The organism is Sorangium sp. So ce296 (assembly GCF_051529605.1).
Classification (GTDB): Bacteria; Myxococcota_A; Polyangia; order Polyangiales; family Polyangiaceae; genus Sorangium; species Sorangium cellulosum_D.
Window position 1 is genome coordinate 5,541,030 of the sequence record NZ_CP150325.1, and the last position, 26,891, is coordinate 5,567,920.

Annotated in this window: 19 protein-coding genes; 7 read left to right on the top strand and 12 right to left on the bottom strand. The window is 70.2% G+C overall.

Going from position 1 to position 26,891, the window contains the following annotated elements:
- Nucleotides 1-49 precede the first annotated feature (49 nt).
- Nucleotides 50-319, bottom strand: a complete 270-nt coding sequence (locus WME98_RS20560; protein WP_437952815.1) for a hypothetical protein — start codon at nucleotides 317-319, stop codon at nucleotides 50-52.
- A gap of 553 nt (nucleotides 320-872) precedes the next feature.
- A complete protein-coding gene (locus WME98_RS20565) occupies nucleotides 873-1,421 on the bottom strand; it encodes a hypothetical protein (protein WP_437952816.1) in 549 nt (182 codons plus the stop codon).
- A gap of 598 nt (nucleotides 1,422-2,019) precedes the next feature.
- Here WME98_RS20565 and WME98_RS20570 point away from each other — a divergent pair.
- Entirely contained in the window at nucleotides 2,020-3,306 is a 1,287-nt protein-coding gene (locus tag WME98_RS20570) for a hypothetical protein (RefSeq protein WP_437952817.1), read from the top strand.
- Between the two features lie 148 nt (nucleotides 3,307-3,454).
- Here the strand turns inward: WME98_RS20570 and WME98_RS20575 are convergent, their stop codons facing one another.
- The gene (locus tag WME98_RS20575; protein WP_437952818.1) at nucleotides 3,455-4,510 is read right to left on the bottom strand and encodes a hypothetical protein; all 1,056 of its coding nucleotides are present in this window, start codon (nucleotides 4,508-4,510) and stop codon (nucleotides 3,455-3,457) included.
- A 412-nt stretch (nucleotides 4,511-4,922) separates the two neighbouring features.
- Between WME98_RS20575 and WME98_RS20580 the strand changes: the two genes are divergently transcribed.
- On the top strand, nucleotides 4,923-5,714 hold the full coding sequence (locus tag WME98_RS20580) for a hypothetical protein (RefSeq protein ID WP_437952819.1): 792 nt from the start codon (nucleotides 4,923-4,925) through the stop codon (nucleotides 5,712-5,714).
- A 69-nt stretch (nucleotides 5,715-5,783) separates the two neighbouring features.
- Here WME98_RS20580 and WME98_RS20585 read toward each other — a convergent pair whose 3' ends face one another.
- The 3 genes from WME98_RS20585 to WME98_RS20595 form a co-directional block, all read right to left on the bottom strand.
- Nucleotides 5,784-6,149 carry a VOC family protein gene (locus WME98_RS20585; protein ID WP_437952820.1) on the bottom strand — a complete coding sequence of 122 codons (366 nt, stop codon included), beginning with the start codon at nucleotides 6,147-6,149 and terminating at the stop codon, nucleotides 5,784-5,786.
- A 222-nt stretch (nucleotides 6,150-6,371) separates the two neighbouring features.
- Complete coding sequence (locus WME98_RS20590; RefSeq protein WP_437952821.1) at nucleotides 6,372-8,003, bottom strand: hypothetical protein; 1,632 nt, start codon at nucleotides 8,001-8,003, stop codon at nucleotides 6,372-6,374.
- Nucleotides 8,000-9,421, bottom strand: a complete 1,422-nt coding sequence (locus WME98_RS20595; protein ID WP_437952822.1) for an N-6 DNA methylase — start codon at nucleotides 9,419-9,421, stop codon at nucleotides 8,000-8,002. The genes WME98_RS20590 and WME98_RS20595 overlap by 4 nt, the downstream gene beginning before the upstream one ends.
- Nucleotides 9,422-9,662: 241 nt before the next feature.
- On the opposite strand from WME98_RS20595, the gene WME98_RS20600 reads away from it, so the two are divergent.
- Nucleotides 9,663-9,968 carry a hypothetical protein gene (locus WME98_RS20600; protein ID WP_020741761.1) on the top strand — a complete coding sequence of 102 codons (306 nt, stop codon included), beginning with the start codon at nucleotides 9,663-9,665 and terminating at the stop codon, nucleotides 9,966-9,968.
- A 9-nt stretch (nucleotides 9,969-9,977) separates the two neighbouring features.
- Nucleotides 9,978-10,622 (top strand): hypothetical protein, encoded by a 645-nt coding sequence (locus tag WME98_RS20605; RefSeq protein WP_437952823.1) that lies wholly within the window; start codon nucleotides 9,978-9,980, stop codon nucleotides 10,620-10,622.
- Nucleotides 10,623-10,642: 20 nt separating this feature from the next.
- Here the strand turns inward: WME98_RS20605 and hsdR are convergent, their stop codons facing one another.
- Together hsdR and WME98_RS20615 are read right to left on the bottom strand one after the other, a co-directional pair.
- The gene (hsdR, locus tag WME98_RS20610; protein WP_437952824.1) at nucleotides 10,643-14,071 is read right to left on the bottom strand and encodes a type I restriction-modification system endonuclease; all 3,429 of its coding nucleotides are present in this window, start codon (nucleotides 14,069-14,071) and stop codon (nucleotides 10,643-10,645) included.
- A 221-nt stretch (nucleotides 14,072-14,292) separates the two neighbouring features.
- Complete coding sequence (locus WME98_RS20615; RefSeq protein ID WP_437952825.1) at nucleotides 14,293-15,012, bottom strand: hypothetical protein; 720 nt, start codon at nucleotides 15,010-15,012, stop codon at nucleotides 14,293-14,295.
- A 197-nt stretch (nucleotides 15,013-15,209) separates the two neighbouring features.
- Between WME98_RS20615 and WME98_RS20620 the strand changes: the two genes are divergently transcribed.
- Nucleotides 15,210-17,675: an acylase gene (locus WME98_RS20620; protein WP_437952826.1), complete on the top strand. Its 2,466-nt coding sequence runs from the start codon at nucleotides 15,210-15,212 to the stop codon at nucleotides 17,673-17,675.
- Between the two features lie 66 nt (nucleotides 17,676-17,741).
- On the opposite strand, the gene WME98_RS20625 is transcribed toward WME98_RS20620, so the two are convergent.
- Both WME98_RS20625 and WME98_RS20630 read right to left on the bottom strand, forming a co-directional pair.
- Nucleotides 17,742-18,095, bottom strand: a complete 354-nt coding sequence (locus tag WME98_RS20625) for a response regulator (protein WP_437334711.1) — start codon at nucleotides 18,093-18,095, stop codon at nucleotides 17,742-17,744.
- Nucleotides 18,067-19,368 carry a sensor histidine kinase gene (locus WME98_RS20630; protein WP_437952827.1) on the bottom strand — a complete coding sequence of 434 codons (1,302 nt, stop codon included), beginning with the start codon at nucleotides 19,366-19,368 and terminating at the stop codon, nucleotides 18,067-18,069. The genes WME98_RS20625 and WME98_RS20630 overlap by 29 nt, the downstream gene beginning before the upstream one ends.
- Nucleotides 19,369-19,601: 233 nt before the next feature.
- On the opposite strand from WME98_RS20630, the gene WME98_RS20635 reads away from it, so the two are divergent.
- On the top strand, nucleotides 19,602-21,527 hold the full coding sequence (locus WME98_RS20635; protein ID WP_437952828.1) for a fructose-1,6-bisphosphatase: 1,926 nt from the start codon (nucleotides 19,602-19,604) through the stop codon (nucleotides 21,525-21,527).
- Between the two features lie 36 nt (nucleotides 21,528-21,563).
- Here WME98_RS20635 and WME98_RS20640 read toward each other — a convergent pair whose 3' ends face one another.
- Together WME98_RS20640 and WME98_RS20645 are read right to left on the bottom strand one after the other, a co-directional pair.
- The gene (locus WME98_RS20640; protein ID WP_437952829.1) at nucleotides 21,564-23,021 is read right to left on the bottom strand and encodes a hypothetical protein; all 1,458 of its coding nucleotides are present in this window, start codon (nucleotides 23,019-23,021) and stop codon (nucleotides 21,564-21,566) included.
- 479 nt (nucleotides 23,022-23,500) lie between these two features.
- Complete coding sequence (locus tag WME98_RS20645; RefSeq protein ID WP_437952830.1) at nucleotides 23,501-24,247, bottom strand: OBAP family protein; 747 nt, start codon at nucleotides 24,245-24,247, stop codon at nucleotides 23,501-23,503.
- Between the two features lie 433 nt (nucleotides 24,248-24,680).
- Between WME98_RS20645 and WME98_RS20650 the strand changes: the two genes are divergently transcribed.
- A complete protein-coding gene (locus tag WME98_RS20650) occupies nucleotides 24,681-26,855 on the top strand; it encodes a glycoside hydrolase family 3 protein (RefSeq protein WP_437952831.1) in 2,175 nt (724 codons plus the stop codon).
- Nucleotides 26,856-26,891: the final 36 nt, after the last annotated feature.

A 26,891-nucleotide genomic window follows, 5' to 3' on the forward strand; every position in this document is an offset into this window, starting at 1 on the left:
GGTCGCCTCGGTCCCGGCTATGGGCGGACTTGGCGCATCTGCGAGCTGCTCATTCGTCCTCCTTCATTCGCGGCTCGAGGGGCGGATCGAGCGCATCGCCATGGAACTCGCGCAACAGGATCGCGGCGTGCCGAGCTCCGGTCTCGACCGCATCGAGAGGATCTTCCCCGTATGTGGTAAATGGACGTCCATCCACATCCACCGTGACAGCCCAAGGCCACTTTTTCTCCGGAGGGTTTCGCGTCGGCTCGTGGATGCGAACCACGATGTCGCGCGGCTCGCCGTTTTCCGGGGTCAGCTTGAACGTAAGTTCGATCATCACTTGCACCTCTTGTCGCAGTCCTTGAGACATCTCGAATATTCTTGCATGCACCCGTCCTTGCACTTCTTGTCGCCCTTTGGGCAGCTGTCGAGGCACCGCTCCCAGATGTGATCGCACTTTTCCTTGCATGCCTCTTTGCAGTCGGACGAGCTTGAGCCTGTCGCCCACCGGCACGAGTCGCACGACTGCGCTCCGGAGCCGCTTCGGACCCCAGAGGCCACTTCACATCGATCCTTGGCTTCGTCCAAACTCGCGTGCTCGCCCTGGTACCGCGTTGTGCAGCTACCGGCCGCGCCCTGGTTGCTGCAAACCGCCGACCCCGCCTTCCACGTGACCGTGCACTCCACGGTCTGCGAGCACGGATCCCCATCGAAGCCGGTGTGATCTTGCGGCTCCAGCGGCACATGCCACCCGAAGCCCCCGACCCCTCCGGTCGGGGTGATGATGCTGCCGCCGGCACCTTCGTTCCCCGAACCCCGGACATAGCACTCACCTACATCGTAATTGCACGCCGCGAGACCGAAATATAGAACAACAGGCGCTAGCTTGTTCATCTCGAATTTACCTCAAATCTCCAAATGGGTCCAGTGGTCACCATCACGACCAGACTTCCAGGAAGAACGCGACTACTGCCGCTGGCCCAGTCCGCATGGACGCTGGTGGATACGCCCAAGGGCCCGGCGAAGTACCAGTCGGACTGGGCGCGGCCGCCTGGAGCAACCCCCACCACGCGGTGGCAGATCACGGCACCACACACCGGCATCGAGTAGATCGCCAGGGACGGCCCGAGGCTGACGGTGGTCGTCTTCGTGGCGTACCCGAGAGTGACGGCCGTTCGATCGTAGACCCCTACGCCTGCCCCTGGAACGATGCTGAGCATGTTGTGGACGTCGAGCCGGAAGTCCCCCTCGCTGCGCCAGAGCCACCCGGCGAAGGGACTCACCGCAAGCCTGGGCTCGATCCCGACCTGGATGCCGCCCACGCTCACGCCGCCGGTGAACTCGAGTGCAAGTGCCGGCGCAGGAACACTGCTGACGAGCGCACAGGCACAGCCGCAGAGCACGAGCGCGCTCGCTCTCCCCCTCAGCCCGTCCCCCATGCCTTCCCCTGATTCCGGATGCTCCTTCCATCGGAGGGGCGGGGTCAACGGTAATCTAGTTCCGCCCGCCAGAAGTCCGGCCAGGGATCCGGAGGGAGAGTTCAACGCCAAGGCGCAAAGACGCAAAGACGCAAAAAAGATTTGTAGTTTTGCGCCTTTGCGTCTTTGCGCCTTGGCGTTTATTTCTCTATCGCTCGCGAGGCAGATCCCTGGCGGGAGTTCTGACCCGCGGCACGAGGCCCCATGTTACGTCCTCGCTGCCGCTGCATTGGCGTGCCGAGCGCGGCGGGTCGCGTCATGGCGCGCGACCGCCAACGGACCGCGCGGCGCCCGTGGTAGGGGCGCCGCGTGCGGGTGCGGCTCATCCTGGAGAACGGCGGGCACACCCTGTCGTGAGAATCCGGTGCGCGTGTTCGTAATGCTTCGTCGTAGGGAGCGCCGGTCCCGCACGCACGGGGCCGATAAAACGTGGGGCCCAGGTCGCCGGGGACGCTTCCCGGGGCGCTGCGGGTGTGGTTCTCTCGCGCTCGGCGCAGCGGCGCGCGGTCCGTGTCGTCTCCGCTGACGGTGCGCTGTGCCACTTCCCGGAGATCCTTCGATGAATGCGCAGAATTGGCGATGGCTGATGGTGGTGGTGGGCGGCGCGATCCCCGCCCTGCTCATGGCCGGGATCGCAGGCGGCGGCTGTACCGACGACGCCTACTGGTACAGCTGCGACGACGATATCCCGCCGAACATCGACAACAAGCCCTGCCGTGATGCCGGCCCTGCCGCGGACGCCTGTGACGGCGCGGACGACTGCAACGACGTGGGGACCGGTGGAGGCGGCGCGGGAACCGGTGGTGGCGAGGAGGAGGGCGGGGGGGACGGCATCGGCGGCGGCCTGTCGTCCCTGTGCGTGGGGCAGTGCGTGCCCGCGGAGCCGCCGGGCTGGTTCGAGCCACTGCTGCTCTGGATGGGCCCGCCGGACAAGGCGCCGGACTGCCCGGCGACGGCACCGATCCCGGGATTCGAGCTCCACGCGGATCTCGTGGTGGAGCCGTACCGGTGCGCGGCCTGCGCCTGCGATCCGCCGGACGCCTCGTGCGAGGTGCCGGCGACGTGGAGCGCCGTCGACTCCTCGACGTGCCCGGCCGGTCCCGGAGCGCAGCGGACGTCGTTCGCCGCCCCCGAGGCGTGGGACGGCACCTGCACGACGGCGAACGCGATCCCGGCCGGGCAGGCGTGCGCCGGCGGGCCGTGCACGCAGTCGCTCGACATCCCGGCGCCGCGGGTGCGCGCGGGCGCGTGCGCGCCGTCGGTGGTCGAGGAGCCTAGCGAGGAGCCCGGGGAGCCGCAGGGGAGCTTCCGCTGGGCCACGTTCGCCAGGGCGTGCGCCGGCGTCACCCCGCCCGCTCCGTGCGGCGGTCCAGGGATGAGGTGCTCCCCGGCGCCGCCGGAGGGCGACGCGGCGCCGCCGGAGGGCTTCCTCACCTGCATCCTGCACCACGAAGGGGAGCACGAGTGCCCGCCGACGTATCCTTCACGGCGCGTCGTCTACGAGGGCGCAGAGGACTCGCGCGGCTGCACGGCGTGCACGTGCGGCGAGCCGAGCGGAGGGGCGTGCAGCGTGTGGGTCTCTGCGTTCAGCGACGAGGCGTGCTCCGACGGCGTCGTCAGTGTCCTGATGTCGTCCGAGGCTTCGTTCTGCGGCGCGATCGCTCCCGGCACGGCGCTCCGGAGCAAGTCGGCGGCCGTCGTCGACCTCGAACCAGGGAGCTGCACGCCGGGCGGCGGGGAACCGATCGGAGAGGTCGCACCGCGCGGGGCGGTCACGTTCTGCTGCCTGGACCGGCAGCCGCAGCCGCCGGAACCACCGCGCCTGTGGAACCCCGAGCTCGGGTAGCGCCGCCGCCCTGACGAGGGGCGGCGATGCGCGGCGCGAGCGGCGGAGGGGAGGAGCGCCGCCGCCGTCGGGCGCCTCTCGACCGCGAGGCTTCGCGTGAGGTGGCGCTCCTGCCGCCGGCGTCCGCCCGGTGAACGGGGGGCGCTGCTCAGAACGAAGCGACGAAGCGGAACGCGACGACGCCCGAAGCCGCGCCGGCGAAGGCTGCTTCGCCGTCGTCGAACCAGAGCCGCGGCCGCCGGGCATTGACCAGCAGATCTGCGGTGAGCTGCGCAGCAAGGCGAGGCGCCAAGGGCGCCTCTGCGCCTGCTCGGAGCCCAACCCCGAGGTAGACCCGCGTTTCCAGGAAGGTCTTCTTGGCGCGCAGGTCGCTTCGGAGCTGACCGGCCGTGATGACGCCGCAACCGAAGAACCATGTCCCGTGCAGGCAGGGAACGAGGGATCCACCGAGCCACGACGTGTCGACGGTCAGGCCCGGCCGCGGCGCGGTGGTGACCGGGAGATCGCCGCGCGCCTCGAGCAAGAGCGACGTGTCGGGCCAGCGGAGCCCGACGAAGCCGGAGAAGCCCACGGACAGGCCCGGGGCGAAGCCGGCGGCCAGCACGGGGCCGGCGCCGAGCTGGAGCTTCGGCGGAGCCGGCGGGGGCGAGGAGGGCGGCGCCGGCCGCGCCGGTGATGGGGTGCGACCGGGCGCCGGAGGCGGCGGCGGAGCGGCCTGCGCGCGCGACGACGCGGGCGGCCGCGGCGCGGGAGCGGCCGGCGGCGGCCCCGGGGGCGCCTCTGCGGGGGCCGTGGCGTCGGGCGCGCTCGGCGAAAGGAGCGGGCGCAGGGCGACGCTCAGCGTGAGGGAGACGTCGTCGACGAGCGCGCGGCAGTCCGCGGCCGAGCGCTCGTAGTTTCCGCGCAGCTGACCGCCGCCGTCGTACAGCGCGATCGCCGCCTCGAACGCGTGCGCTCGGCGCGCGAGGGCCACCTCCACCCGCCACGCGCCGTCCGGCGAGAACGGGTCGACGCCGCCGAGCCGCGTGGCCAGGGCGTCGCGGAAGCCCTCCTCGTCGGGGCACGCCGCGGCGGCGGGATCGCGCGCGTAGGACAGCCGCGCCCCGCCCGGCAGCACCTCGCCGGCGGCCGACGGCGCCGCGAGGAGCGAGAGCCCGGCGGCGATGGCCCCGGCGATGACGTGGCTGGGCCGCAGCGTCCGCAAGCGGGGTCTATTTACGGGAGACGCTCTCGATGTGGAACCCCCGGCGGCGATCGGAGGCGGCGGGCTCGTGCAAGCGCGGAGCGCGGCCCGTGAGGGGCGGCAGGGGGCGTTCTTGACGTCAGGAGCTGGTGGAATCGAAGAGCGCTTTCGCGTCGGTGATGAGAACGGCGCGGCGGAGCCAGCGATCGAGCTCGGTCATGTCGGTGCTGCGGGCCATCCTTGGCTCGACCGAGGTACGTCACGTCGCCGTCCGCCCGCGAGGGGCATGGCACATTCCGTCTCACCGCATCACAGCTTGGGCCACGCCGCGGGGGTGATCGGCGCCAGAGGCCGTGATCTTGTCGTGTCCGCACTGGCACACGGGTTGCGATCATGCCGCCGCATGAGGCGCACCTCTTCTGCTCTCGCATTCTTGTCGCTCGTCCCCGTCTGCATGGCGATCGCGTGTGGTCCCGTCGAGACGTCGCAACCCGTCATCCCGGACGACGGCGACGACCCGACGAGCCCGGAGCCGACGTCCGCTTGTGAGCCCCGACAGGCTGGGCTCTCGGCGGATTTCGAGCTCACGATCGAGGGCTGGCCGGGCGACACGAACGGCTACTTTCTGTACAACGTCGCCGCGCCCTGCCTGGTGGAGGCGGCCACCCCGACGTCGCGCGACCTTCGCTGCACGGACGGAGACGGCGAGCACAGCGTGACGCTCACCATCGCCGACTCTCGCATTGCCGACGCCATTCCCGCGAGCGGTCCCGTGTTCCTGCGGGCGGCGCGGACCGACCCGGAGTTCGGCGAGAATCAATGGTTCGCGGTGCGCGCCGGCTCCGAGGTCACGGGCGCGCTGCTCGCGGGGGGCATCCGAGCTGGACACGATACGCCAGAGCCCGGCGACGGCTATTTCTTGCCGATCTGGATGGTGCTCGGCCCGGAGGAAGGATGCCCCGTGGAGGTCGAGGGCCAATGCTTGAACCGCCGCAGAGGGCGGATGGGCTTCTGGGTCGACGACGTCCAGGGCGCGTCGATCCTCGACGGTCACGAGGGGGACATCGACGCGAGCGGGACGTATCTTGCGGTCGTGGGGGCAAGCGTGGAGCACAAGCGGGGAGTCATGCTCTCCTGCGCGGGCGACGATCCGCGCTATGCGGATGATCTGCGCGTCTTGATCGGAGCAAAAGCGCAGGGGGGAGCTCCGGGGACCGCTCGATGAGCGCTGCGACCGGGGCGCGGCGGCTGCGCCGCGCGAGACGCTTGTACGCCGATGGTTGAGCCAGATCGACTACGGCTTCAGGCAAACCGCTTCCAGGTTGTTGCCGTCGGGGTCGTGCAGGAAAGCGGCGTAGTAGGTCGGGGCGTAATCCGCGCGCACGCCGGGCTTGCCGTTGTCTCGGCCGCCGGCAGAGAGGCCGTCTCGGTAGAACCGATCGACCGCGGCACGATCCGCGGCGCGCAGGGCGATGTGCGCGCCGGGGCCCCGGGGGCCGTCGTCCGCTTGCAGATAGAGGGCCGGCGCGCCCTCGGGGCCGAAGCTCGCGGAAGCTTCGTCGCGGGAGCAGAGCACGTGGCCGAGCGGCGCGAGCGCGGCGGTGTAGAAGCGCACGCTCGTTTCGATGTCCTTCACCTTCACGCCGATGTGATCGTACATGGTACCTCCGGTGGAGGAGGGCCCAGGATGGGTGGCCTCCACGTCGGGGACCCTAACGACGGAGCGCGGGGCGTTCTTGGAGAATGTTGCGGTCCATGCGCTCGGTGACGTCCCTCCGCCATGTCTGCCCGCCACCGCGGTCCGGCGAGAACGGCGCGGCGACGCCGAGCTCGCTCGCCCTACTCGCACCTCGTATTGAAGGACGTCTCCGGCTCTAGCCGATCATCGGGGGCGAGCTCCGACTTTTCTGCCGTTGGCGGAGGAGTTGGACTTGCTTGGCTCTCGAGCTGCCGCTTTGGGGCTGCGGCTGGCTCCGTTCGCAGTTCTGCTGTTCTGGGCAGCCTCGGCGCGGAGGCGCTCGAGGAGGACGTAGGCAGGTTCGTCGTTCGGGTCCTGGGGGACGAGCTCGCCGCGGAAGGCTTTGGCCAACAAGGACTTTTCTTGAAGGCTGAGTCTTTGCGTCGCTTGTTTGGCTATTGATTCGATGTTCTTGCTTCGCTCTAGTGCTTGTCGCACACGAGTGCTGATTGATGTCTGCTCTTTGAGCGGCGCCAACGGAAACGGAAGCGGCTTCAGGCGCTCAGAGGTCAGATGTGCAATGTTGGTTGTGAGAGATGCGGCGCTCCGGAAGACTTCTGTATGCAAATGATGTAGAAAGACGAGCTGGGCATACTCGGTAGAAGTGCCAGACTTGTATGGTCTGAACCGATGTACCGTTGCTTGGATACACAGGTTTTCATGGCCGCCTTCATACACGGCGCTCTGTCCGACCAGCTCTGGGCTTTGTCCCTCGCTCAGAATGATGTCTCCAGGCTCGAGGCGGTAGAGCGATAGTTCATCGTCGTTGAACGGCATTTGTAGGACATCGGAGAGATCCAACCGATCTCTTTTTACGTTTGCAACACGTACGTACGGCCTGAGTACACGTCCGTCCTCGCCTTCGACATACTCAGGAGCACGACGCCTACCGAGCAGAAGATGCCCGACGGTATCAATGGTGGCCCAGCACCACCCCTCCGGCAGCTCCGGCAGTTCGTTCGGGTCTACCGGCTCCGGCTCCTCGTAGCGCTCCTTCCACCGATCGTCCCCCGGCACCTTCCCCTTCGCCCGCATCTTGGCGAGCTCCGCCTCCTCCCATCGCCGCCGCCGCTCGGCGCGGATGCGCTTCAGCAGCTCCTCGGCCGGCTCCACGTCGGGGTTCTTCTCCCGCCAATCGGCGGTGAGGTCGCCGCGGAAGGCGGCCGCGAGCACCGACTTACGGAAGCGCTCGAGGAGCGGCGGGATGGCGTCGAGCGCCTCCTTTGCGCGGCGGCTTTGCGAGGTGAGGGTCTCGATTTTGGCGACGATGCGGCGCTGCTCCGAGGCTGGAGCCAGCGGAACGCGCAGCGCTCGCATATCCGCCATGTTAATCCGAAGCCGACCGATTCCGTGCGCCGCGTCCTCGGCACGCTTGCGGCCGTCCGGCGAGTTGAGACAGTACATCACGTATTTTCGCTCAATCTCGCTGTGGACCTTCAGTCGCACGCAGTCGGCCTTGACAACGGCTTTGCCGAGATCGACGGGGAGTTCGATGCAACGCCCGACAGGCTCGGCAAGAGCTGCGATGACGAGGTCGCCTGCAAAGGCCCCGTGCTTTTTTAGCGTTTCATATTTGGATGTAGATATGTACGCTCGATCGTTTTCGAGGAATTTTCCAATGCCGAGGTTTCCTAGCCGTATTACGCGAACCCCTCGATCAACGTAGTCAGACGTCTTGAGGTTGCTGCCAAATGGCCCGTCCGTCATGGCATTGGGCTCATGTGCCGCAATCTCCTGAAGTGTTGCCCATGCCCACCCGTTCGGCAGCTGGCTCATGGTGCGACTCCCAACGCAGCCTGCAACCCCTCCATCTCCTCCATCGCCACCCGCAGCTTCTCCATGATCTCCGCCGCGATCTCCTCCGGCTCCGGCAGATCATCCGCCCCGTGCACGCTCTCATCCCTCAGCCACGCAATATCAAGGTTATCCCCCCTCCCCTTGATCTCCTCCCGCGTGAACCTCCGGAACCGCCCCTCTTCCCCCTGATCCTTCCGCTTGCTCTTCCCGTACGGATCGCTCCCGTACGCCTTCTCGAACTCCGCGAAATGCTCGCGCGTCAGCGGCGTGCGCTTGCCGAACGACGGCATGTTCGCCCGCATGTCGTAGACCCACACCGCCCGGGTGTTCCCGGTGTCCGTCTGCCCGCGCGTGAAGAACAGCACGTTCGTCTTCACCCCCTGCGCGTAGAAGATCCCGGTCGGCAGCCGCAGGATCGTGTGCAGATCGCACTTGTTCATCAGGTCGCGCCGCACCTCCGTCCCCACGTTCTCCTCGAAGAGCACGTTGTCCGGCAGCACCACCGCAGCCCTCCCGCCCGGCTTCAGCCCGCGATAGACATGCTGCAAGAACGCGATCTGCTTGTTCGACGTCGGATACGTGAAGTCGTCCCGCGTCGGCAGCCCGCCGCCCTTCTTGGTCCCGAACGGCGGGTTCGTGAGGATCACGTCCGCCTTCGCGAGCCCGGCCCCCAGGTTGGAGAGCGAGTCCCCGAGCTCCAGCGCGGCCTCGATGTCGTGCAGCATCAGGTTCATCAGCGCGAGCCGGTGCGCGTCCTGCACCAGCTCGACCCCGTAGAACGCCTGCTTCTTCTGGAAGCGCTGCTCGGACTCGCTCAGCTGGAACAGCCCGTCCGTCTGCTCCTTGATGTACCGGTCCGCCGCGATCAGAAACCCCGCCGTCCCCGCGGCCGGATCCTGCACCAGCTCGCCGGCCGCCGGCTTCACCACGTGCACCATCGCGTCGATGAGCGGCCGCGGCGTGAAGTACTGCCCGGCGCCCGACTTCTTCTCGGCCGCGTTCTTCTCGAGCAGCCCCTCGTACAGGTCGCCGAGCCCCTCGGTCTTCGCCGAGTACCAGTCCAGCTCGTCGATCGCGTCGACGAGCTTCTTCAGGTTCCGCGGCTGCGTGAGCATCGTCTGCGCGTTCGCGAAGATCGCCTGCACCCGGCCAGAGCCCCGCGTGCCGAGGTGAAGCAGGAGCTCCCGGTAGAACGTGAGCTGCTCGACGCCGTCCCTGGCCTCGAGGTCGCCCCAGCGGTACCCCTTGGGCAAGAGCTTCTCCTGCTCGGTCTCCTTCATCATCTTGAGAAAGAGCAGGTAAGTCAGCTCGGTGACGTACTGGTGGTAGGTGATGCCGTCGTCGCGGAGGACGTGGCAGAGGTTCCAGAGCTTCTGGACGATATCCTGGGTGGTCATGGCGCGGGCGCTCGGAAGCGATTGGTACGCCGAGCCGGCGAAGAGATCCACAGGGTCGTGCAGGCGGGACGGCGCGCCGGGCTCATCGCTCCTGGGGGGCGACGGCGACGCGAGGCGGCAGCGCGACGAGACGCGGCGGGAAGGGGCTGGCCGGTTACGCGCGCCTCGTCGCGCGCAGGACCGAGAGGCGACGGATGTGCGCTGCCGCCCCCGCGGGCGTGCGCGTGCTACCTTCCAGGCCATGAAGTCGGTCGTCGATGTCGCGAAAGACCTGGCCCTGGCCCACAAGAGAGCGGACCCGGACATCCAGCAGATCTGGATGATCGAGGATCCGGCGGGCAGCGAGGTTCGCCTGCTCGAGGTCTCCGGCTCCGTGGGCAACGTCGGTGCCATCATGCCCTTCCGCTTCAACGCTCGTCCCCCGGACGTGCCCTACCCCTCGGTCGTCATCCTGCTCAGCCCCGAGGAGAAAACCCAGCTCGATCGCAACGAGCTGGAGCTCCCCGCGATCTGGGGGGCTTCCCCGAAGCTCGTCCAGATCGCGTGAGCTGAGCGCATGGCAGCAGACATCGAGAAGCTCACGCGCCGGTGGCTCAGCCAGACGGAGGCGGAGCTCAACGCCACACCCGCGGATACCGCGCGCTGTCAGGCCGCCTTCGTCAACCTCAAACAGCACGTCGAAGAGCTCCTGGGGAGCTACTTCCCGCCGATCAAGCTCTCCGCGAGGCTGTGGTCCGATGCGCTGCTCCTGCAGGCGGACGCAGATCTTCGTGCGGCCGAGGCGCTCGCCCGAGAAGGCGGATCGGCCTCGGTGCTCTGCATGCTGCTGCAGATGGTCTTCGAGAAGCTCGCGAAGGCGGCGCTGGCGCGGTTCGATGCGCAGTGCTTCATCGCTTTCCGGGTGTCACATGCCGCCGCATCGCGGCTCGTGAGCACGATCAAGAACCACGGCGCGTTCGTCGACCTTCGCTACAAGTGGAGGGACGTCCTGCCCCTCGTCCAGGCCCTCGAGCGGGCACACCCCGCGCTCGCACGAGGAGGGCCTCACCTCGAGTACCCGTGGGAGGCCGGCGACCGGATGGGCTTACCGGAGGAGCTGCCGATCGTTCGACAGTTCGATGACCCGCTGGATCCCAAGGGACCGCGGCTCCTCCGCTTTGCGCGCGAGCTGCACGACCGCTTCGACGAGCTGTTCCCTTGAGCCCGCCGGCCGCGCACCGCTCACCCCGCGCTCCTCCAGATCTCCTCCCGCAGATCCCCCAGCACCTCCTCGATCTTTCCCTCGAACACCTTGTCGAGGTGCTTGGACCCGCCGTGCGACCGGAACGCCTCGCCCTCGTCGAGCACCTTCCGGTCGACGACCTTCTCCTTCTTGAGCTGCCCCCCGATGCGCCGCAGCCAGTCGCGCTGCGGCGTCGTCCAGCTCCGGCTCGCCAGGATCCGCTGCAAGGCGCGGTCGACCCGCTCGTCGTACGCCACGAGCGCGTCCCCGAGCGCCGCCTGCCGGATGTAGCCGACGATCGACGCGGCGATGTCGGCGTTCGTCCTCTGCCGCCACGCCTGCTGGAGCGCCGCCTCGGTGTAGCCCTTCGCGTCGAGCGCTAGCTGCAGCTCCCGGAGCTGCGCCCGCGTCAGCTCCCGCGGCCGCTGCGTGACCACCACGAGCGCCGGGATCTTGTTCATGTTCTCCCGCAGGAAGGCGGTGAACCCATCGAGGTAATCCTCGGGCCGCTCGCCCTTGCCGTAGCCGATCTCCGTCCGGACCAGCCGATCCGTGCCCTCGTGCACGTAGAGGGGCCGCCCATCGCCGGAGGGGCCGTCGAGCACCGACACGACGTACTGGTGCTCCTGGAACCACCGCGCGGCCTGCTCCACCGTCTGCCGCTTGAGCAGGCCGCACAGCTCCTTCGGCGGCATCCCGGCGATGCCCTCGAACCGGCCGAGCGCTTCGCCCTTCAGCGTGTGGCGCCGCCGCTGGAGCTTGCCGATGAGCTGATCGAGCACCACCTGCCGCGCCTCGGTGTCGGCCAGCGTCGTGAGCTCCCGGACGAGCTGATGAAACGAGATGTTCGGCGCCGGGACGACCGGCTTCATCTCGGTGTACCGCTCCAGCGCGGCGTACAGGTCCACGGCGTCGAAGATGCGGAAGACCGCCTTGTCGATGTCTGGGCAGAGGCGCGTCGCCCGGCCGAGCATCTGCTCGTAGAGGATGCGGCTCTTCACCCGCCGCAGAAACACAATGTTCGCGATCCTCGGCACGTCGATGCCCGTCGTGAGCAGGTCGACGGTGACGGCGACGTTGGGCAAGCGCTCGTTCTTGAAGCGGCGGATGAGCTGCAGCGGCTGGTCGGCCGCGCCCGTGATCTTGAGCACCGCGTCGTCGTCGATGCCGCCGTACCTCGCCGCGAACGCCTCCTTCAGCAAACGCACGACCATGTCGGCGTGCGTGTCGGTGGCGGCGAAGATCAGCGTCTTGCCGTCGCCCCTCGGATCGAGGTGCTGCGCGAGCGCGTCGCACACGACGCGGTTGAACGCCTCGGTGATCACCCGCTTGTTGAACCCCTCGATGTCGATCTTCACCTCGTCCTCGAGGTGGATCAGGTCGAGCTGCTGCGTGGCCGGGTCGAAGACGCTCACCTGCTCGCCCTTCGCCCAGCGGATCCCGTTCTCGGCGAGCTCGGTGACGAGGCGGACCGGCAGCTCGTGGTCGACGAGGCAGCCGTCGATCACCGCCTCGCGGTACGAGTAGCGGAACGTCGGCTCGCCGAAGATCTCCGTCGTGTGCAGGGCCGGTGTCGCGGTGAGCCCGATCTTCACCGCGTCGAAGTGGTCGAGGATGCGCCGGTACTTCGAGATGTAGTCGTCGAGATCGCGGAAGCCGAGCTCCGCGTCGCTCATCTCCCGGTCGAGCCCGTAGCCGCGGTGGCACTCGTCGACCACGAGGCAGTCGTACTGATCGACCGGCGGCGTCTCGCCGGCCTCCGACGGGTAGAGGATGCGCTTGACCATGCCCTGCACGGTCGCGATGTGGAGCTTCGTGTCGGGATCGGGCTTCTGATCCTTGAGCTCCTTGAGATCGAAGATCTGCGCGAACGTCTGGAGGTTCTCGAGCTTCGTGTCCTTGAAGGCGTTCGCGGTCTGCTCGCCGAGGGCGCTCCGGTCGACCAGGAACAGCACGCGCCGGAACCGCCGGGTCTTGAGCAGCCGGTAGACGAGCCCGATCGCCGTCCTCGTCTTGCCCGTGCCCGTCGCCATCGCGACGAGACAGGTGGTCTGTCCGGCCTCGATCGCGCGCTCGACCGACTGGATGGCGCGGACCTGGTAATCGCGCAGCCCGAGGTACTCCGTGGGCTCGCTCCGGAGCCTGTCGTGCGCGGTCTCGACGTCCTGCTTCAGCAGCGCGGCGAGGCCCTCGGGCGAATACCAGCCCGGCAGGGCGCGCGCGTGGTTCTCGTCGCGGCGCGCGTCGCGGAACCAGATGCCGCTCTTCTCGGCGATCTGCTTGAGGTAAGGGCGGCCGTTCGTCGCGAAGAGGAACGGGACCTTGTACCGGTCCTTGCCCCAGGGGCCGCCGGGCGGCGCCGCGCCGTCCGCCGCGCCGAAGCCGCGGCTGTAGCGCTTGGCCTGCTCGATGGCGCCGGCCACGTCCTTGCGCTTGCGCTTCGCCTCGACCACGGCCGCCGCCTCGAGCCCGAGGAAGAGCACGTAGTCCGCCGGGCCGTTCGCGGTCGGCCACTCGGCGATCGCCAGGTTCTTCCCCTTCTGCGGCCTGGCCCCGCGCTCGTGGCTGAGCCGCTCCGAGTCGACCTCCCACCCCGCGTCCCGGAGCTGCGCGTCGATGAGCCGCCGCGTGGCGGCCTCGTCGAGGTGAACCGCCTGCGCCGCCTCCGCGGCGCGGTCGACCGTCGCCTGGAGGACCTCGGGCGGCGCGGCCGCGGCCTGGGCCTGCAGGGCGGCGAGCTCGGTCGCGAGCTGCGCCTTCTGGCGCTCGACCGCCGCGACGTCCTTCGCCCGCTTCTGCTCGACCTCCGTGGCGAGCGCCTCCCAGAGCGCCCGGTCCTCGGCCTCTTTCCGGGCACGCTGCTCCGCCGTGAGCCGCTTCCTGGCCTCCTCCTCGGCCGCGGCGCGCACGGCCTCGATGTCGACCTTGCTCCTGGCCAGCTCGTCCCGGAGCCGCGTGAGCTCCGCGGCGAGCGCGGCGTCGTCCTTCGTCGCCGGGCCGGGAGGCGGCACGAAGGGGCCCGGGTCGAACTTGCGGTTGTTCCCGAACGAGCGCTGGAACCAGACGGCGAGCTCGCGCGCCATCCTGAGCTGGTGCAGCGCCTCGCGGTGATCGCCCTGGAGCTCGTGGGCCGCCCTGTTGCCGGCCATGCGGAGATCGTGAAAGAGCTGCCGCGCGGTGGCGTCGAGCGCGCCCCGGTCGCGGAGCCGGTTGAGCAACGAAGCCTGGCTCTCCTCGGGTGAGAGGTAGAGCCCGAGCCGCGCGGCGGCGCGCTGGGCGAGGAGCTCGCCGAACTGCCGCAGCTTCACCAGGCAGGTGTTCGGATCCTCGGCGAAGTACCGCTCCGCCTGCGTGCCCACAACGACGAGGCGCGGGTCGTGGTGGCCGAGAAAGGCGAAGTTCGGCGATGGAGTGAGCGGTGCGGTCATCGGCTTACGCGTCGCGGGTGGATCCGTTCATGGAACACCAGCCGACAGCTCGATGGGAAGCGCAACAGGCGGGGCGAGACGCCGCCGCGGTAGACTGACACTGACTCCGTGGAGCTACATCAGCGCCGCAGGCGGGCAAACGTACGCATCGTCCAGCTGCACGAGGACGCAGGCATCGATGAGCAGGAGCACCTACCCTGGTCTCCTCGCGTCGCCACGAATCAGGGCGCGGCGGCGCGCTCGTGCCGCCGCGTGACGGCCGCGACGGCGACGGCGATCAGCGCGGCGAGCAGGAAGCCCCCGCCGAAGGCGAGGACGATGATCCAGGGCTGCATCGCCCTCCCCAGGCCGTCCGCGAAGCCCGCGGCGGCGGCGCGGCTCGCGCGCTCGATCGCGGCGCTCGAGCAGCCCGGATCGCCGGCGGGGCAGCCGGCGAGCTGCTCCACGAGCTCCGCCGTCCCCTCGCGCGCCACCGCCCTCGCCGCCGCGCCCGAGCCCTGCTCGACGAGGGTGACGAGCGCCCGATCGTGCTGGAGGGCGCCCTGGACCACGGCGCTGCTCACCGCCTCGCTGGTCTGCGTGATGACCGGCGACAGGCGCTCCGCCTGCCGCCCCATCTCCGCCGCGCCGGCCCGGACTGCGTCGTGGACGAGCTCCCCCACGAGCGGCCGCTCGCGCGCGCCCTCGGCCGGCGTCGCCTCGGCCGATCCGCCGGCGGGCGCGGACCGGCCCTCCGTGCCGCGATCGAGCGCCTCGAGCGTGCCGCGGGTCGCTTGCTTCGCCGCCTCGCGGACGCACCCCGGCGCGAGCGCGAGCAGGAGCGCGGCGAGGAGCGCCGCGGCGACGGCTCGACCGGAGCGCGCCGGCTCGCCCGCGCGCGGCGCCGCGGGCGCGTCCGGTCCACTGGAGAGCGAGCCTTGCACAGCCGCGATGGCCTTCATCAACCGTGCCCGCCGCGCCCTGCGCAACGCGCGTCGCCCCGGCCCCTCGCTCCCTGCCCTCGCCTGCGCCTGCGCCTGACCGAGCGCGCGGCGCCGAACAGGAGGCCGAAAGGAAGGGACAGGAGAAATTCTTCACGTCGCCCCGCCTGCCCGTGGGCTATCTCTCCCGGCGCAGATCGCGAAACTAGGGAGAATCCATGTACGAAAGAATCATCGCTGGGGTCAGCTGCCTCGGTCTCCTGGCCGCGTGCGGCGACGATCCCGACGTGGGGCCGGGGCCGGTCGGCCAGGGGGACTATCAGGCCACCATCCGCTGGACGAGCCACGGCGTCCCGCACATCCTCGCCGAGGACATCGGCAGCGTCGGATTCGGTCTCGCCTACGCCGGGGCGCGCGACTTCGTCTGTACGCTCGCCGATCAGGTCGTGAAGGTGCGGAGCGAGCGCGCGAAGACGTTCGGCCCCGGCGAGGACGACGCGAACGTCGACAGCGATTTCACCTACCTCGCGCTCGGCGTCGTCGACCGCGCCGAGGCCATGCTCGGGCGGCTGTCCCCCGACGGCAGGGCGCTGCTCGACGGGTATGTCGCGGGCTACAACCAGTACCTCGCCGACACCGGCGCTCAGGGCCTGCCCGAGCCCTGCGCCGGCGCGGGGTGGGTCAAGCCGGTCAGCGCCGTCGATCTCGCCGCCTATTACCTCCACATCAACATGTTCTCCGGGAGCCTGCAGCTGCTCGATTACCTCAGCCGCGCCGCGCCGCCGGAGGCCTCCGGCGAGGACGCGGGGTCGTCCGGCGAGGGCGCGAAGGCCCCCGGCGACCGGGCCCGCTCGCGCGATCTCGAGCTCCCCGACTTCACCCGGCTCCACCTCGGCAGCAACGCCTGGGCGATCGGCCGCGATCGCGCCGAGGGCGGCCGGGGGATGCTCGTCGCCAACCCGCACTTCCCCTGGGAGGGAGAGCTCCGGTTCCACGAGGCCCACCTCACCATCCCCGGGCAGCTCGACGTCTACGGAGCTGCCTTGACCGGAATGCCGATCATCAACATCGGATTCAACGAGCATATCGCGTGGACGCACACGGTCTCTCCGGCCAACCACTTCACGGTCTACCGGCTCTCCCTCGATCCGGACGACCCGACCGCCTACGTCTACGAGGGCGAGACCCGGGCGATGGAGCGCCGCGAGCACACCATCGATGTCCTCGGGGACGACGGCTCGATCGCGCAGGTGTCGCGGGTGATGTACCGGAGCCACCACGGCCCGATGCTCGGGGCGTCGGTCCTCGGCTGGTCCACGAAGCAGGCCTTCGCCCTGCGCGACGCCAACGAGGACAACGGGCTCGCCCTCGACCAGTGGCTCGCGATGGACCGCGCGAGGAGCCTCGACGAGCTCCGGCGGGCGCACGAGGAGCTGCGCGGGATCCCGTTCGTGTTCACGACCGCCGTGGACGCGGAGGGGCAGGCCCTGATCATGGACGGCTCGCGCGTGCCCCACCTGAGCGCCGAGGCGGTCAGCGCCTACGAGAGGGCGCTCGGGCGGGACGGGCTGACCGGCGTGCTCGCGAGCTCCGGCATCGTGCTGCTCGACGGGAGCGAGGAGCGCGACGAGTGGGTGGAGACGCAGGGCGCCGGCGCGCTCGTGCCGTGGGGCGACATCCCCTCTCTCTCTCGGACCGACTTCGTCATGAACGCCAACGACACGGCGTGGCTCGCGAACCCCGCCGCGCCGATCACCGGGTATCCGAGGCTGTTTGGCGCGCCGGGCACCCCGATCTCGGCGCGCACGCGCATGAACCTCGTCCTGCTCACCGAGCAGGGCGAGGACGGCGCCTCGGGCGAGGACGGCCTCTTCTCGCGCGACGAGCTCAAGGACGCCATCCTCAGCAACCGCGGGATGACGGCCGAGCGCCTCCGCGCCCAGGTGGTCGAGCGCTGCGACGGCGCGGCGCCGGTCGACGTCGAGGGCGAGCCGGTCGACATCGAGGGCGCGTGCGCCGCGCTCGCGGCGTGGGACGGCCGGGTGGACCTCGAGAGCGTGGGCGCCGTCGTCTGGCGCGAGCTGCTCGGGCGGTTCTCGGCCCCGGACATGACGGACGCGGGCAAGCTCTACGCTCAGCCGTTCGATCCCGAGGAGCCGCTCGAGACCCCGCGCGATCTCGTCGAGCCCCCGGCCGAGGGCGCGGATCCGATCCTCGTCGCGCTGGCCGAGGCCACGCTCGCGCTCGCGCAGGCGGGGCTCGACCCGACGACGCCGCTCGGCGAGGCCCAGTTCACCACGAAGGACGGCGCCATCCCCATCCACGGCGGCATCAACCGGGAAGGGGTGGCCAACGTCGTGCTCTTCTCCACGGCGAGCCTCAACAGCACCCGCCTGCCCAGGCTCAACACGGGCGAGATCGTCTCCGCGACGACCGGCCTCACCACCTCGGGCTATCCGATCAACTTCGGCACGAGCTTCGTCATGGCCGTCGAGCACACGAGCGGCGGCCCCCGCGCCGAGGCGCTGCTCAGCTACTCGCAGTCGACCGACCCCGCGTCGCCCCATTTCGCGGATCAGACCGAGCTGTTCTCGCGCAAGGAGTGGCGGCCCGCGCTGTTCGCGCAGGAGGAGATCGCCGCCGATCCGGAGCTCGTCGTGAAGGAGGTCTCCGGGCGGCGCTGACCCGCGGCGCCGCTCGCGCGGGCCGCTCCGCTCGCGCGGGCGGCGCCGAGGCGCGGCGCGCCGGCCTCACGCGGCGTCGATCGTCCGGAGCAGCGCGTCGAGCTCGAACGGCTTGCTGATCACCTCGCGCGCGTGCGGCGGCATCGGCTGCTTGATGTTCGACGCCGCGGTCATGATGACGACGGGGATGTCCTCCAGCCCGGGGACGGCGCTGAGCTCGTCGCACACCCTCCATCCGTTCATCTTCGGCATCATCAGATCGAGCAGGATCACGCCCGGCCGCGCGCCGTCGTGGAGGCGCTCGAGCGCCTCCCGCCCGCTGAAGAAGGGCGTGGCCTCGTACCCGAGGTCGCAGAGCGCCTCGGCCAGGGTGGTCGCCAGATCCACGTCGTCATCGATGATCAGGACTGACTTGCTCATGGGGGAGGGGGAGTTCGACGGTGAAGGTGGAGCCGGCGTCGAGCTCGCTCTGCACGGAGATGCGGCCCTGCATCCTCTCCACGAGCTGGCGTGTCACCCACAGGCCGAGCCCGAGGCCGCCGTAGTTGCGCACCGAGACGGCGCGCTCGAATTGCTGGAAGATGCGCGCGTGGTCCGCCGGGGCGATGCCGATGCCGTGGTCCCGGACGACCAGCCGAGCGGCGCTGTCGCTCCGCTCGACGGAGATCTCGACGGGCGCCCCGCGGCCGAACTTCCACGCGTTCGACAGGAGGTTCACGATCACCTGTTCGATCCGGAAGCCGTCCCCCTCGCAGACGACCGGGCCGTCCGCGTGGATCTCGACCTCCGGCGCGACCTCCGCGACCCCCTCCAGGAGCCGGCCAACGACGTCGCGCACGGTCTGGGTGAGGTCGACCGGCGCGCGCTCGACCTCGAGCCGGCCGGACAGGAGCTGCGTGGCGTCGAGCAGCTGCTCGACAAGCTTGAGGAGCTTCTTCCCTTGCCGCTCCAGGTTGCCCAGCTTGGGCGCGATCTCCCGGAGGGGCATCGACCCCGCCGCCCGCTGGAGCCGCTCCAGCGAGGTGATCTGCAGGAGGAGGGTGGCGATGGGCGTCTTCAGCTCGTGCGAGGCCACGGTGAGGAAGTTGTCCCGAGCGCGGAGCACCTCCTCGATGCGCGCGGTGCTCTGGCTGCGCTCGATCGCGATGCCCGCGAGATCGCAGGAGATCTCGAGCAGGGCGAGATCGCGTGAGCTCGGCGCGCGCGGCTCGCGGTAATAGAAGGCGAACGTGCCGAGCGGCTCGCCCTGGCCGTCGAGGATGGGCGCGGAGGTGCATGCCCTGAGGTCGTGAGAGAGCGCGAGCTCGCGCGCCCGCGCCCAGAGCGGATCGTGCTCGATGTCCGACACGATGACGGGCTGCTTGCGGTGGACGGCGGTGCCGCACGAGCCGCTGACGGCGCCGATGCGCAAGCCGTCCACGTCCTGGTTGTATGCCTCAGGCAGGCTGGGCGCCGACGCCCAGCGGAGGTGCGTCTTCGACGCGTCGACGAGGAGGACCGAGCAGAGCGCTTTGCCCGACTGGGCTTCCATGAACCGGATCAGCGCGTCGAGCACCCGGGAGAGCGGCTCTCCGGCCGCGACCATCCGGAGAATCCGGTTCTGCCCGCGAAGCAGGGGCCCGGCGCCCCGCGCCGGACCGTCGGCCCGGGCAGGTTCGCCCTCGTCGAGCCCCACCGCCAGGCAGGGATCCATGGATCTCAACGCCTGCATGCGCCCCCGATTCCATTGCGTAGTCGGGCGTCGCGCTGTCGCAAGGGGAAACGCCGCTGCGTAGGCGCCGATTTTGCCCTTACGACGGACGACGGACGACGGCGAGCGCGCGGCCCGCTCCCGCGCGGCGGCCCGCCCCGCGCGGCGCGCCGACGCCGCAATCGACGCGCTCGTCTGGTGTGGCGGCCGGCGCCTTTGCTTTATGCTGCGGCGCCATGCTCGACACGCGGGAGCTGCCCCTCCTCCGCGCCCTCGCGGGCCGGTATCCGACGACCGAGGCCGCGCTCTCCGAGATCGGCCACCTGCGGGCGATCCTGTCGCTCCCGAAGGGGACGGTGCACGTGGTCAGCGACGTCCACGGCGAGCACAGGAAGCTGAAGCACATCATCAACAACGCCTCGGGGAGCCTGCGGCCGCTGGTCGAGCGGGTCTTCGGCGACCGGCTCACGGCGGACGAGGAGCGCGCGCTGCTCTCGATCATCTACTATCCTCGCGAGAGCTACGCGAAGGTAGCCGCCCGCGGCGAGGCGGAGCGGCGGGCCTTCTTGCTCTGGACGCTCGCGCGCGAGGTCGAGATCATCCGCGAGCTGTCGCTGCGCTACACGCTGCGCCAGGTCGAGCAGGCGTTCCCGGACGACATGCGCGGCCTGCTCCGCGAGCTCGTCTCGGCGCGCGCCGCCCTCGGCGAGGGCTCCTATCTCGACGCGCTCATCGACCCGTTCGTGCAGCATTGCCGCGAGATCGAGATCCTGCGCGCCACCGCGCGCGTCATCCGGAACCTGACCGTCTTCGAGCTCGTGGTCGCGGGCGATCTGGGCGATCGCGGCCCCCGGCTGGACAAGGTGATCGAGTACCTGATGCGCCAGCCGCGGGCGCGCGTGGTGTGGGGCAACCACGACGTGAGCTGGATGGGCGCCAGCCTCGGCCAGGAGGCGCTCATCGCCACCGTGGTGCGCCTCTCGCTCCGGTACGGGCGCCTCTCGCAGCTCGAGGAGGGCTTCGGCATCCCGGTCGCGCCGGTCGATCGCCTCGCGCGCACCGCCTACGCGGACGACCCGGCTGAGCGCTTCGCGGTGCGGGGCGAGGGGCTGCGCGACGCGCTGCTCATGGCGCGGATGCAGAAGGCGATGGCGGTGCTGCAGTTCAAGCTGGAGGGGCAGCTCTGCCGGCGGCGCCCGGAATACGCCCTCGAGCACCGGTGCTTGCTCCACCGCGTCGACCCGCGCGCGGGCACGGTGGCGATCGACGGCGAGGTGTACCCGCTGCTCGACGCGCGCTTCCCGACGGTCGATTTCGGCGATCCGTACGCGCTCACGCCGGAGGAGGCGGCGTGCGTCGCGCTGCTCAAGGAGTCGTTCTCGAAGAGCCCTGCGCTGTCGCGCCAGATGCGCTGGATGGTGCAGCAGGGGACGACGTGGCTGCGGCGCGATCGGGCGCTCATCTTCCACGGCTGCGTCCCGGTGGACGGCGAGGGCGCGTTCTTGCCGTTCGAGGTCGACGGCGAGCCTCGCCGCGGCAGGGCGCTGTTCGACGCGCTCGAGCGCGTGGTGCGCCGGGCCTTCCGGACGGGCGCGCCGGAGGACCTCGACATGCTCTGGTACCTCTGGACCGGCCCGCTCTCGCCCATGTTCGGCAAGGACCGGATGACGACGTTCGAGTCCTATTTCGTCGCCGACGCGAGGACGCACAAGGAGACGAAGAACCCGTATTTCCACCTGATCCACGACGCCGGCTTCTGCGGCCGGGTGTGCCGCGAGTTCGGGCTGGACGAGGAGCGCGGGCTCATCGTGAACGGGCACGTGCCGGTGCGGGTCGAGCAGGGGGAGTCGCCTATCAAGGCGTCGCACCGCGCGGTAACGATCGACGGGGCGTTCTCGGAGGCCTACGGCGACAAGGGGTACACGCTCGTGCTCGAGGCGAGCGGGGCGCGGCTCGCGCAGCACCACCATTTCACGTCGGTCGAGCAGGCGGTCGAGGCGGGGGAGGACATCATCCCCGTGGTCTCGGACGTGGAGGTCTACGAGGCCGAGCGCCGGGTGGGCGACACCGAGAAGGGGGAGGAGCTGGTGCGGGAGATCGAGATCCTGGAGCGGCTCATCGCCGCCTATCGAGACGGAGCGCTCCCGGAGCAGCCGAGGTGAGGTGAGGCGCGGCGGTGATCGCCGCGCCTCATGGGGTCACGGCTGCCGGCCGCCATCGATCCACGCCTGGATGACGTCCTGCTCGTCCTGGGTCAGGCAGTAGGCGTTGTCGACGTCGAGCTCCGGGTCACCGGTGCAGGCCAGGGTGGGATCGGACACGCGCGGCATCTGGCCGCTCTTGATGCGCACGAGGGCGCACTCGCCCTTCGTCATCCCCGCGCAGCTCGCATGGACCGCGGGGAGCTGCACAGTTTCCCAGTCGGTGACCCTGAACCCGCGGCTCGGGGTCGTGTTGGTGGTGTGGCAGGGCGCGCAGTAGTGCTCGAGGATGGGCTGCACGTCCAGCGCCCAGCTCGTGAGCCCCGGGTCCTCGCCGCCCTCGCCGCCAGCGCCGCCCTCGCCACCGCCAGCGCCGCCTGCGCCGCCGACGCCGATGTCGCCGCCCGCGCCGCCCGCGCCGGTGTCGCCACCCGCGCCGCCCGCGCCGACCGCCGATGCACCGCCGTCGCCACCAGCGCCGCCAGCGCCGACCGCGGAGGCACCGCTGTCGCCACCGGCGCCGCCAGCGCCGACCGCGACGGTGGTGGACTCGCCGCCCGCGCCGCCAGCGCCGACCGAGACGGCGGTGGACACGCCGCCCTCGCCGCCAGCGCCGACCGAGACGGCGGTGGACACGCCGCCCTCGCCGCCAGCGCCGACGGTGGTGGACTCGCCGCCGGCGCCGCCCGCGCCGACCGCGACAGTGGTGGACTCGCCACCGGCGCCGCCAGCGCCGACCGCGACGGCGGTGGACTCGCCACCGGCGCCGCCAGCGCCGACCGCGATGGCGGTGGACTCGCCACCGGCGCCGCCAGCGCCGACCGAGACGGCGGTGGACTCGCCGCCCGCGCCGCCAGCGCCGACGGTGGTGGACTCGCCACCGGCGCCGCCCGCGCCGACCGCGACCGTCGAGGACTCGCCGCCCGAGCCGCCGACGCCGGCGCTCGCGGTGGTGGTCGTGGGATCGCCGCCCGAGCCGCCGACGGCGGCGCTCGTGGTGGTCGTGGGATCGCCGCCCGAGCCGCCGACGGCGGCGCTCGTGGTGGTCGTGGGATCGCCGCCCGCGCCACCGACACCCGTCGTGGGATCACCGCCGGTGCCGGTCGCGCCGCCCTCACCGCCGGTGCCGGTCGCGCCGCCCTCGCCGCCGGTGCCGGTCGCGCCGCCCTCGCCGCCGGTGCCGGTCGCGCCGCCCTCGCCGCCGGTGCCGGTCGCGCCGCCCTCGCCGCCGGTGCCGGTCGCGCCGCCCTCGCCGCCGGTGCCGGTCGCGCCGCCCTCGCCGCCTGTACCGGTCGCGCCGCCCTCACCGCCTTCGCCGCCCTTACCGCCGGTCCCCGTGCCAGTTCCGGTTCCGGTTCCGGTGGTGCTGCTGCTGGTGCTACTTGAGCCGGTGGTCGTGTCTGAATCGTCGTCACCGCACCCAGCGAGCGCGACGAGCAGCATGCCCGTGGTCATGAACAGACGGATGGAAGTGCGTGGAATAAAAACCATGCGCGGAGAATAGGCGTGCGTTGCGTCGCGGGTAAATGCCGCTGACAGCGAACGCAGGATTTCAGCATTGCCATCTCGGCGGATTACGCTTTCGCTGCATCCGCGCTGCATCCGCATCACCTGGCGCCCGTGCTCGGCCGGCGGCTCGCCCTGCGATGACGGACGCCGTTCGGCCCGGCTGGCCTCGAGCGGTCGTGTCGGTGGCGTGACGCCCGGCTGCGCCCTCGGGGGGTCATCTCCCGAGGATCGCGCTGCGTGGGCGGCGGCGGTTCCTGCCCGCGAGCGCCGGTCCGCCACCGCGGCGCCGAGCCGCGCGGCGGCGCCCTCATGGCCCGGAGAGGGGTCGCGCGACGTCGAATGACATAGATAGTTAGACGTACGAATCGTTCCGCACGCCTTCGCCCGCCCGCCCCCGCGCGCACGGGCGCCGCGCCCGGCCGGGGTCACTTCGCGCGCACGCCCTCCGGAGCCCCCGTCGCGTTCGGGAACCTGGACTTGAGATCGTCCACGCCCCGCTGTGGGTTCGCGATCGCCGCGAGATCGGCGCGATCCTTCCGTTTCTCGGCGGTGTCGATCCCGGCGCGCTTGTCGCGCGCCTCCACGAGGGCGGCCGGCATCTCCCCATCGCGGTTGTACGACCACGCGAGGAGCGGCTGGCCGACCGGGAGGTTGTGCGCGGCGGGGTGTCCCAGGTGTCCGGTGTCCCAGATGTGCCACGTCTTCCCGTAGCTGTTCATCTTCTTCTTGAGCGCCGCCTTCTCGGCCACCGACGGCACGCCGGGCAGCGTCAGCTGGCCTGAGAGGATCTCGTAGTTGTGCGGGTGCCAGCGCCGCTTCTCGTCCTCGGGCAGGCCCTCGAACATCGCCTCGGAGATGATGTACTCGACCCCGATGATGTTCGCGTCCTTCGTGTTCCCGTCGAAGATCACACACTGCGTGAACTCTTCATTGATCCCTTTGCAATAATGATGGGCCTCCATGTGATGGTCCGGGTTCTCCTTCATCACGTGGAACCCGTCCAGGTAGTGGTCGATCGCTCGCACGGGGCTCAGGTCCTGGAGCGCCTCTGCGCCCTTCTCGAGGATCTTCGTGTCGATCTTCTTCTCCTGTCCCGGCGGCGCGCCTCGATTCGAGGGCGGCGCGTCCGCCTGGCCGCAGCCGGCGAAGGGCCCAGAGGCAAGCACGAGCATGGCAATCGCAAGATGAGGACGTCTCGCCATCGTCAGGATCTCCCCGGAAATGCGGCGTGCGCGATCGGCCAATCGGCCAAAGTAGCGTGCAAATCTGCGGCCACCTCCGAAAAAAGCGCGCGCCCCCGGATCGCGGGGGCAGGCCGTGGCCCTCTTGCGCAGGTTGTGGCGTTCTGCCACGGGTGAATTACCGCGCTGCGCCATCATGTTTCCGTATTGCCGCGCGACTCCGGCCATGGTTAACCGGTGAGCGTTCCAGGACGCACCGTGTCATCCAGCGCGCCACCCTCGCTCGGGCGCATCGCAAGGGCGCGCGGGGCTCATCCCAATCGACGCTTTGCTTGACTGTCACGGTTCACCTCGGAGCCCATCCTTCATCTCATTGACAAAAAGGGGAGCACCTATGCGCCTCACACGGTATGCGACATGGATCATGGCGGCGGCGGTTGTCATCGCGCCGGCCGCCTGCGGTGACGACACGTCCGACAATCCGAGCAGCTCCTCGACCGGAGCGGGCGCCGGCAGCGGCACGAGCGCCAGCGGCAGCGGCAGCAACAGCGGCACGGGCGGCAACGGCACCGGCGCGGGCGACAGCACCGGCGGCGGCGGCAACGGCACCGGCGCGGGCGACAGCACCGGCGGCGGCGGCAGCGGCGCCGGCGACAGCGCGAACCTCCTCCCCTGCGACGCCGGCTGGCCCGAGGTGGAGAGCGCGATCGCAAAGGATCCGGAGATCGAGGCGGCCGTGGCCGAGCTCGTCGGCAAGCTGAGCGTCGAGCAGAAGGTCGGCCAGATGGTGCAGGCCGAGATCGGCTCGATCACGCCGGCCGAGGTCAAGCAGTACAACATCGGCTCGGTGCTGAACGGCGGCGGCTCCTGGCCTGGCAGCAACAAGGGCGCGACGGCGGCGGACTGGGTCGCGCTCGCCGACGACTTCTACCGGGCCTCGGTGGACACGTCGGGCGGCCGCCCGGGCATCCCGATCATCTGGGGCATCGACGCCGTGCACGGGAACAACAATGTCCGCGGCGCCACGCTCTTCCCGCACAACATCGGCCTCGGCGCGGCGAACGAGCCCGGTCTGCTCGAGCGCATCGGCGCCGCGACGGCCAAGGAGGTCGTCGCCACGGGCCTCGACTGGACCTTCGCCCCGACGCTGGCGACCGTCCGTGACGACCGGTGGGGCCGCACGTACGAGGGCTACTCCGAGGATCCCGAGATCGTGAACGCCTACGCGGGCCGCGTCGTGAAAGGCATCCAGGGCGCGGCGAACAGCCCCGACCTCTTCGGCGCTGCGCGCGTCATCGCGACGGCCAAGCACTTCATCGGCGACGGCGGCACCGACAAGGGCGATGATCAGGGGAACAACCTGTCGAGCGACACCGAGCTGTGCGAGATCCACGCCCAGGGCTACCTGTCGGCCATCCCGGCGGGCGCGCAGACGGTCATGGCGTCGTACAACCGCGTGCGCGGCGACAAGATGCACGGCAAGGGCGATCTGCTCACCGGCGTGCTCAAGGACAAGTTCCATTTCGACGGCTTCGTCGTCGGCGACTGGAACGGCCACGGGCAGGTGGACGGCTGCACCAACAGCTCGTGCGCGGCCGCGATCAACGCCGGCGTGGACATGATCATGGTCCCGACCGACTGGAAGGCGTTCTACATGAACACCCTCTCGCAGGTGAACTCCGGCACGATCAAGATGGAGCGGGTCAACGACGCCGTGACGAGGATCCTGCGCGTCAAGATGCGGGCCGGGCTCCTCGGCCCGAAGAAGACGAAGGGCGCCCCGTCGGAGCGCATGTTCGCGGGCGAGCAGTCGGTGCTCGGCGCCAGGGAGCACCGGGACCTCGCGCGCGAGGCGGTCCGGAAGTCGCTCGTGCTCCTCAAGAACGCGGGCTCGGTGCTCCCCCTCGAGCGGTCGTCGCGCGTGCTCGTGGCGGGCAAGTCCGCGGACAACATCTCGAACCAGGCCGGCGGGTGGTCGCGGACGTGGCAGGGCACGGAGAACACGAACGCGGATTTCCCGGGCGCCACGTCCATCTACAAGGGAATCCAGGAGCTCGTGTCGGCGGGCGGCGGTCAGGCGACGCTGAGCGCCGACGGCGCCGCCGCCTCGTCGGGCAATTTCGACGCGGCGATCGTGGTGATCGGCGAGACGCCCTACGCGGAGATGAAGGGGGATATCCAGCCCGGGAAGGACGCCGACGACAACATCGAACACGCGAAGACGCTGGAGCACGCGCGCTTCCACCCCGAGGACCTCCAGGTGCTCAAGGCCATCCGCCAGGCCAAGCCGGAGCTGCCGATCGTGACGGTCTTCCTGTCGGGCCGCCCGCTGTACGTGAACAAGGAGCTGAACGCCTCCAACGCCTTCGTGGCGGCGTGGCTCCCCGGCTCGGAGGGCGGCGGCGTGGCCGACGTGCTCTTCGGTGTGCAGGAGTTCCAGGGCAAGCTGTCGTTCTCGTGGCCCGGGAGCGAGTGCCAGCGCGTGAACCGCAACGACGGTCAGATGGCGCTGTTCCCCTACGGCTTCGGCCTGAAGACGACGGACCAGGACACGCTCGGCACGCTCGAAGAGACGTCCACCGGGAACGCCTGCAACTGACCCCCTCCCACCGCGCCGCCGCCGCTCGCCGGAGCG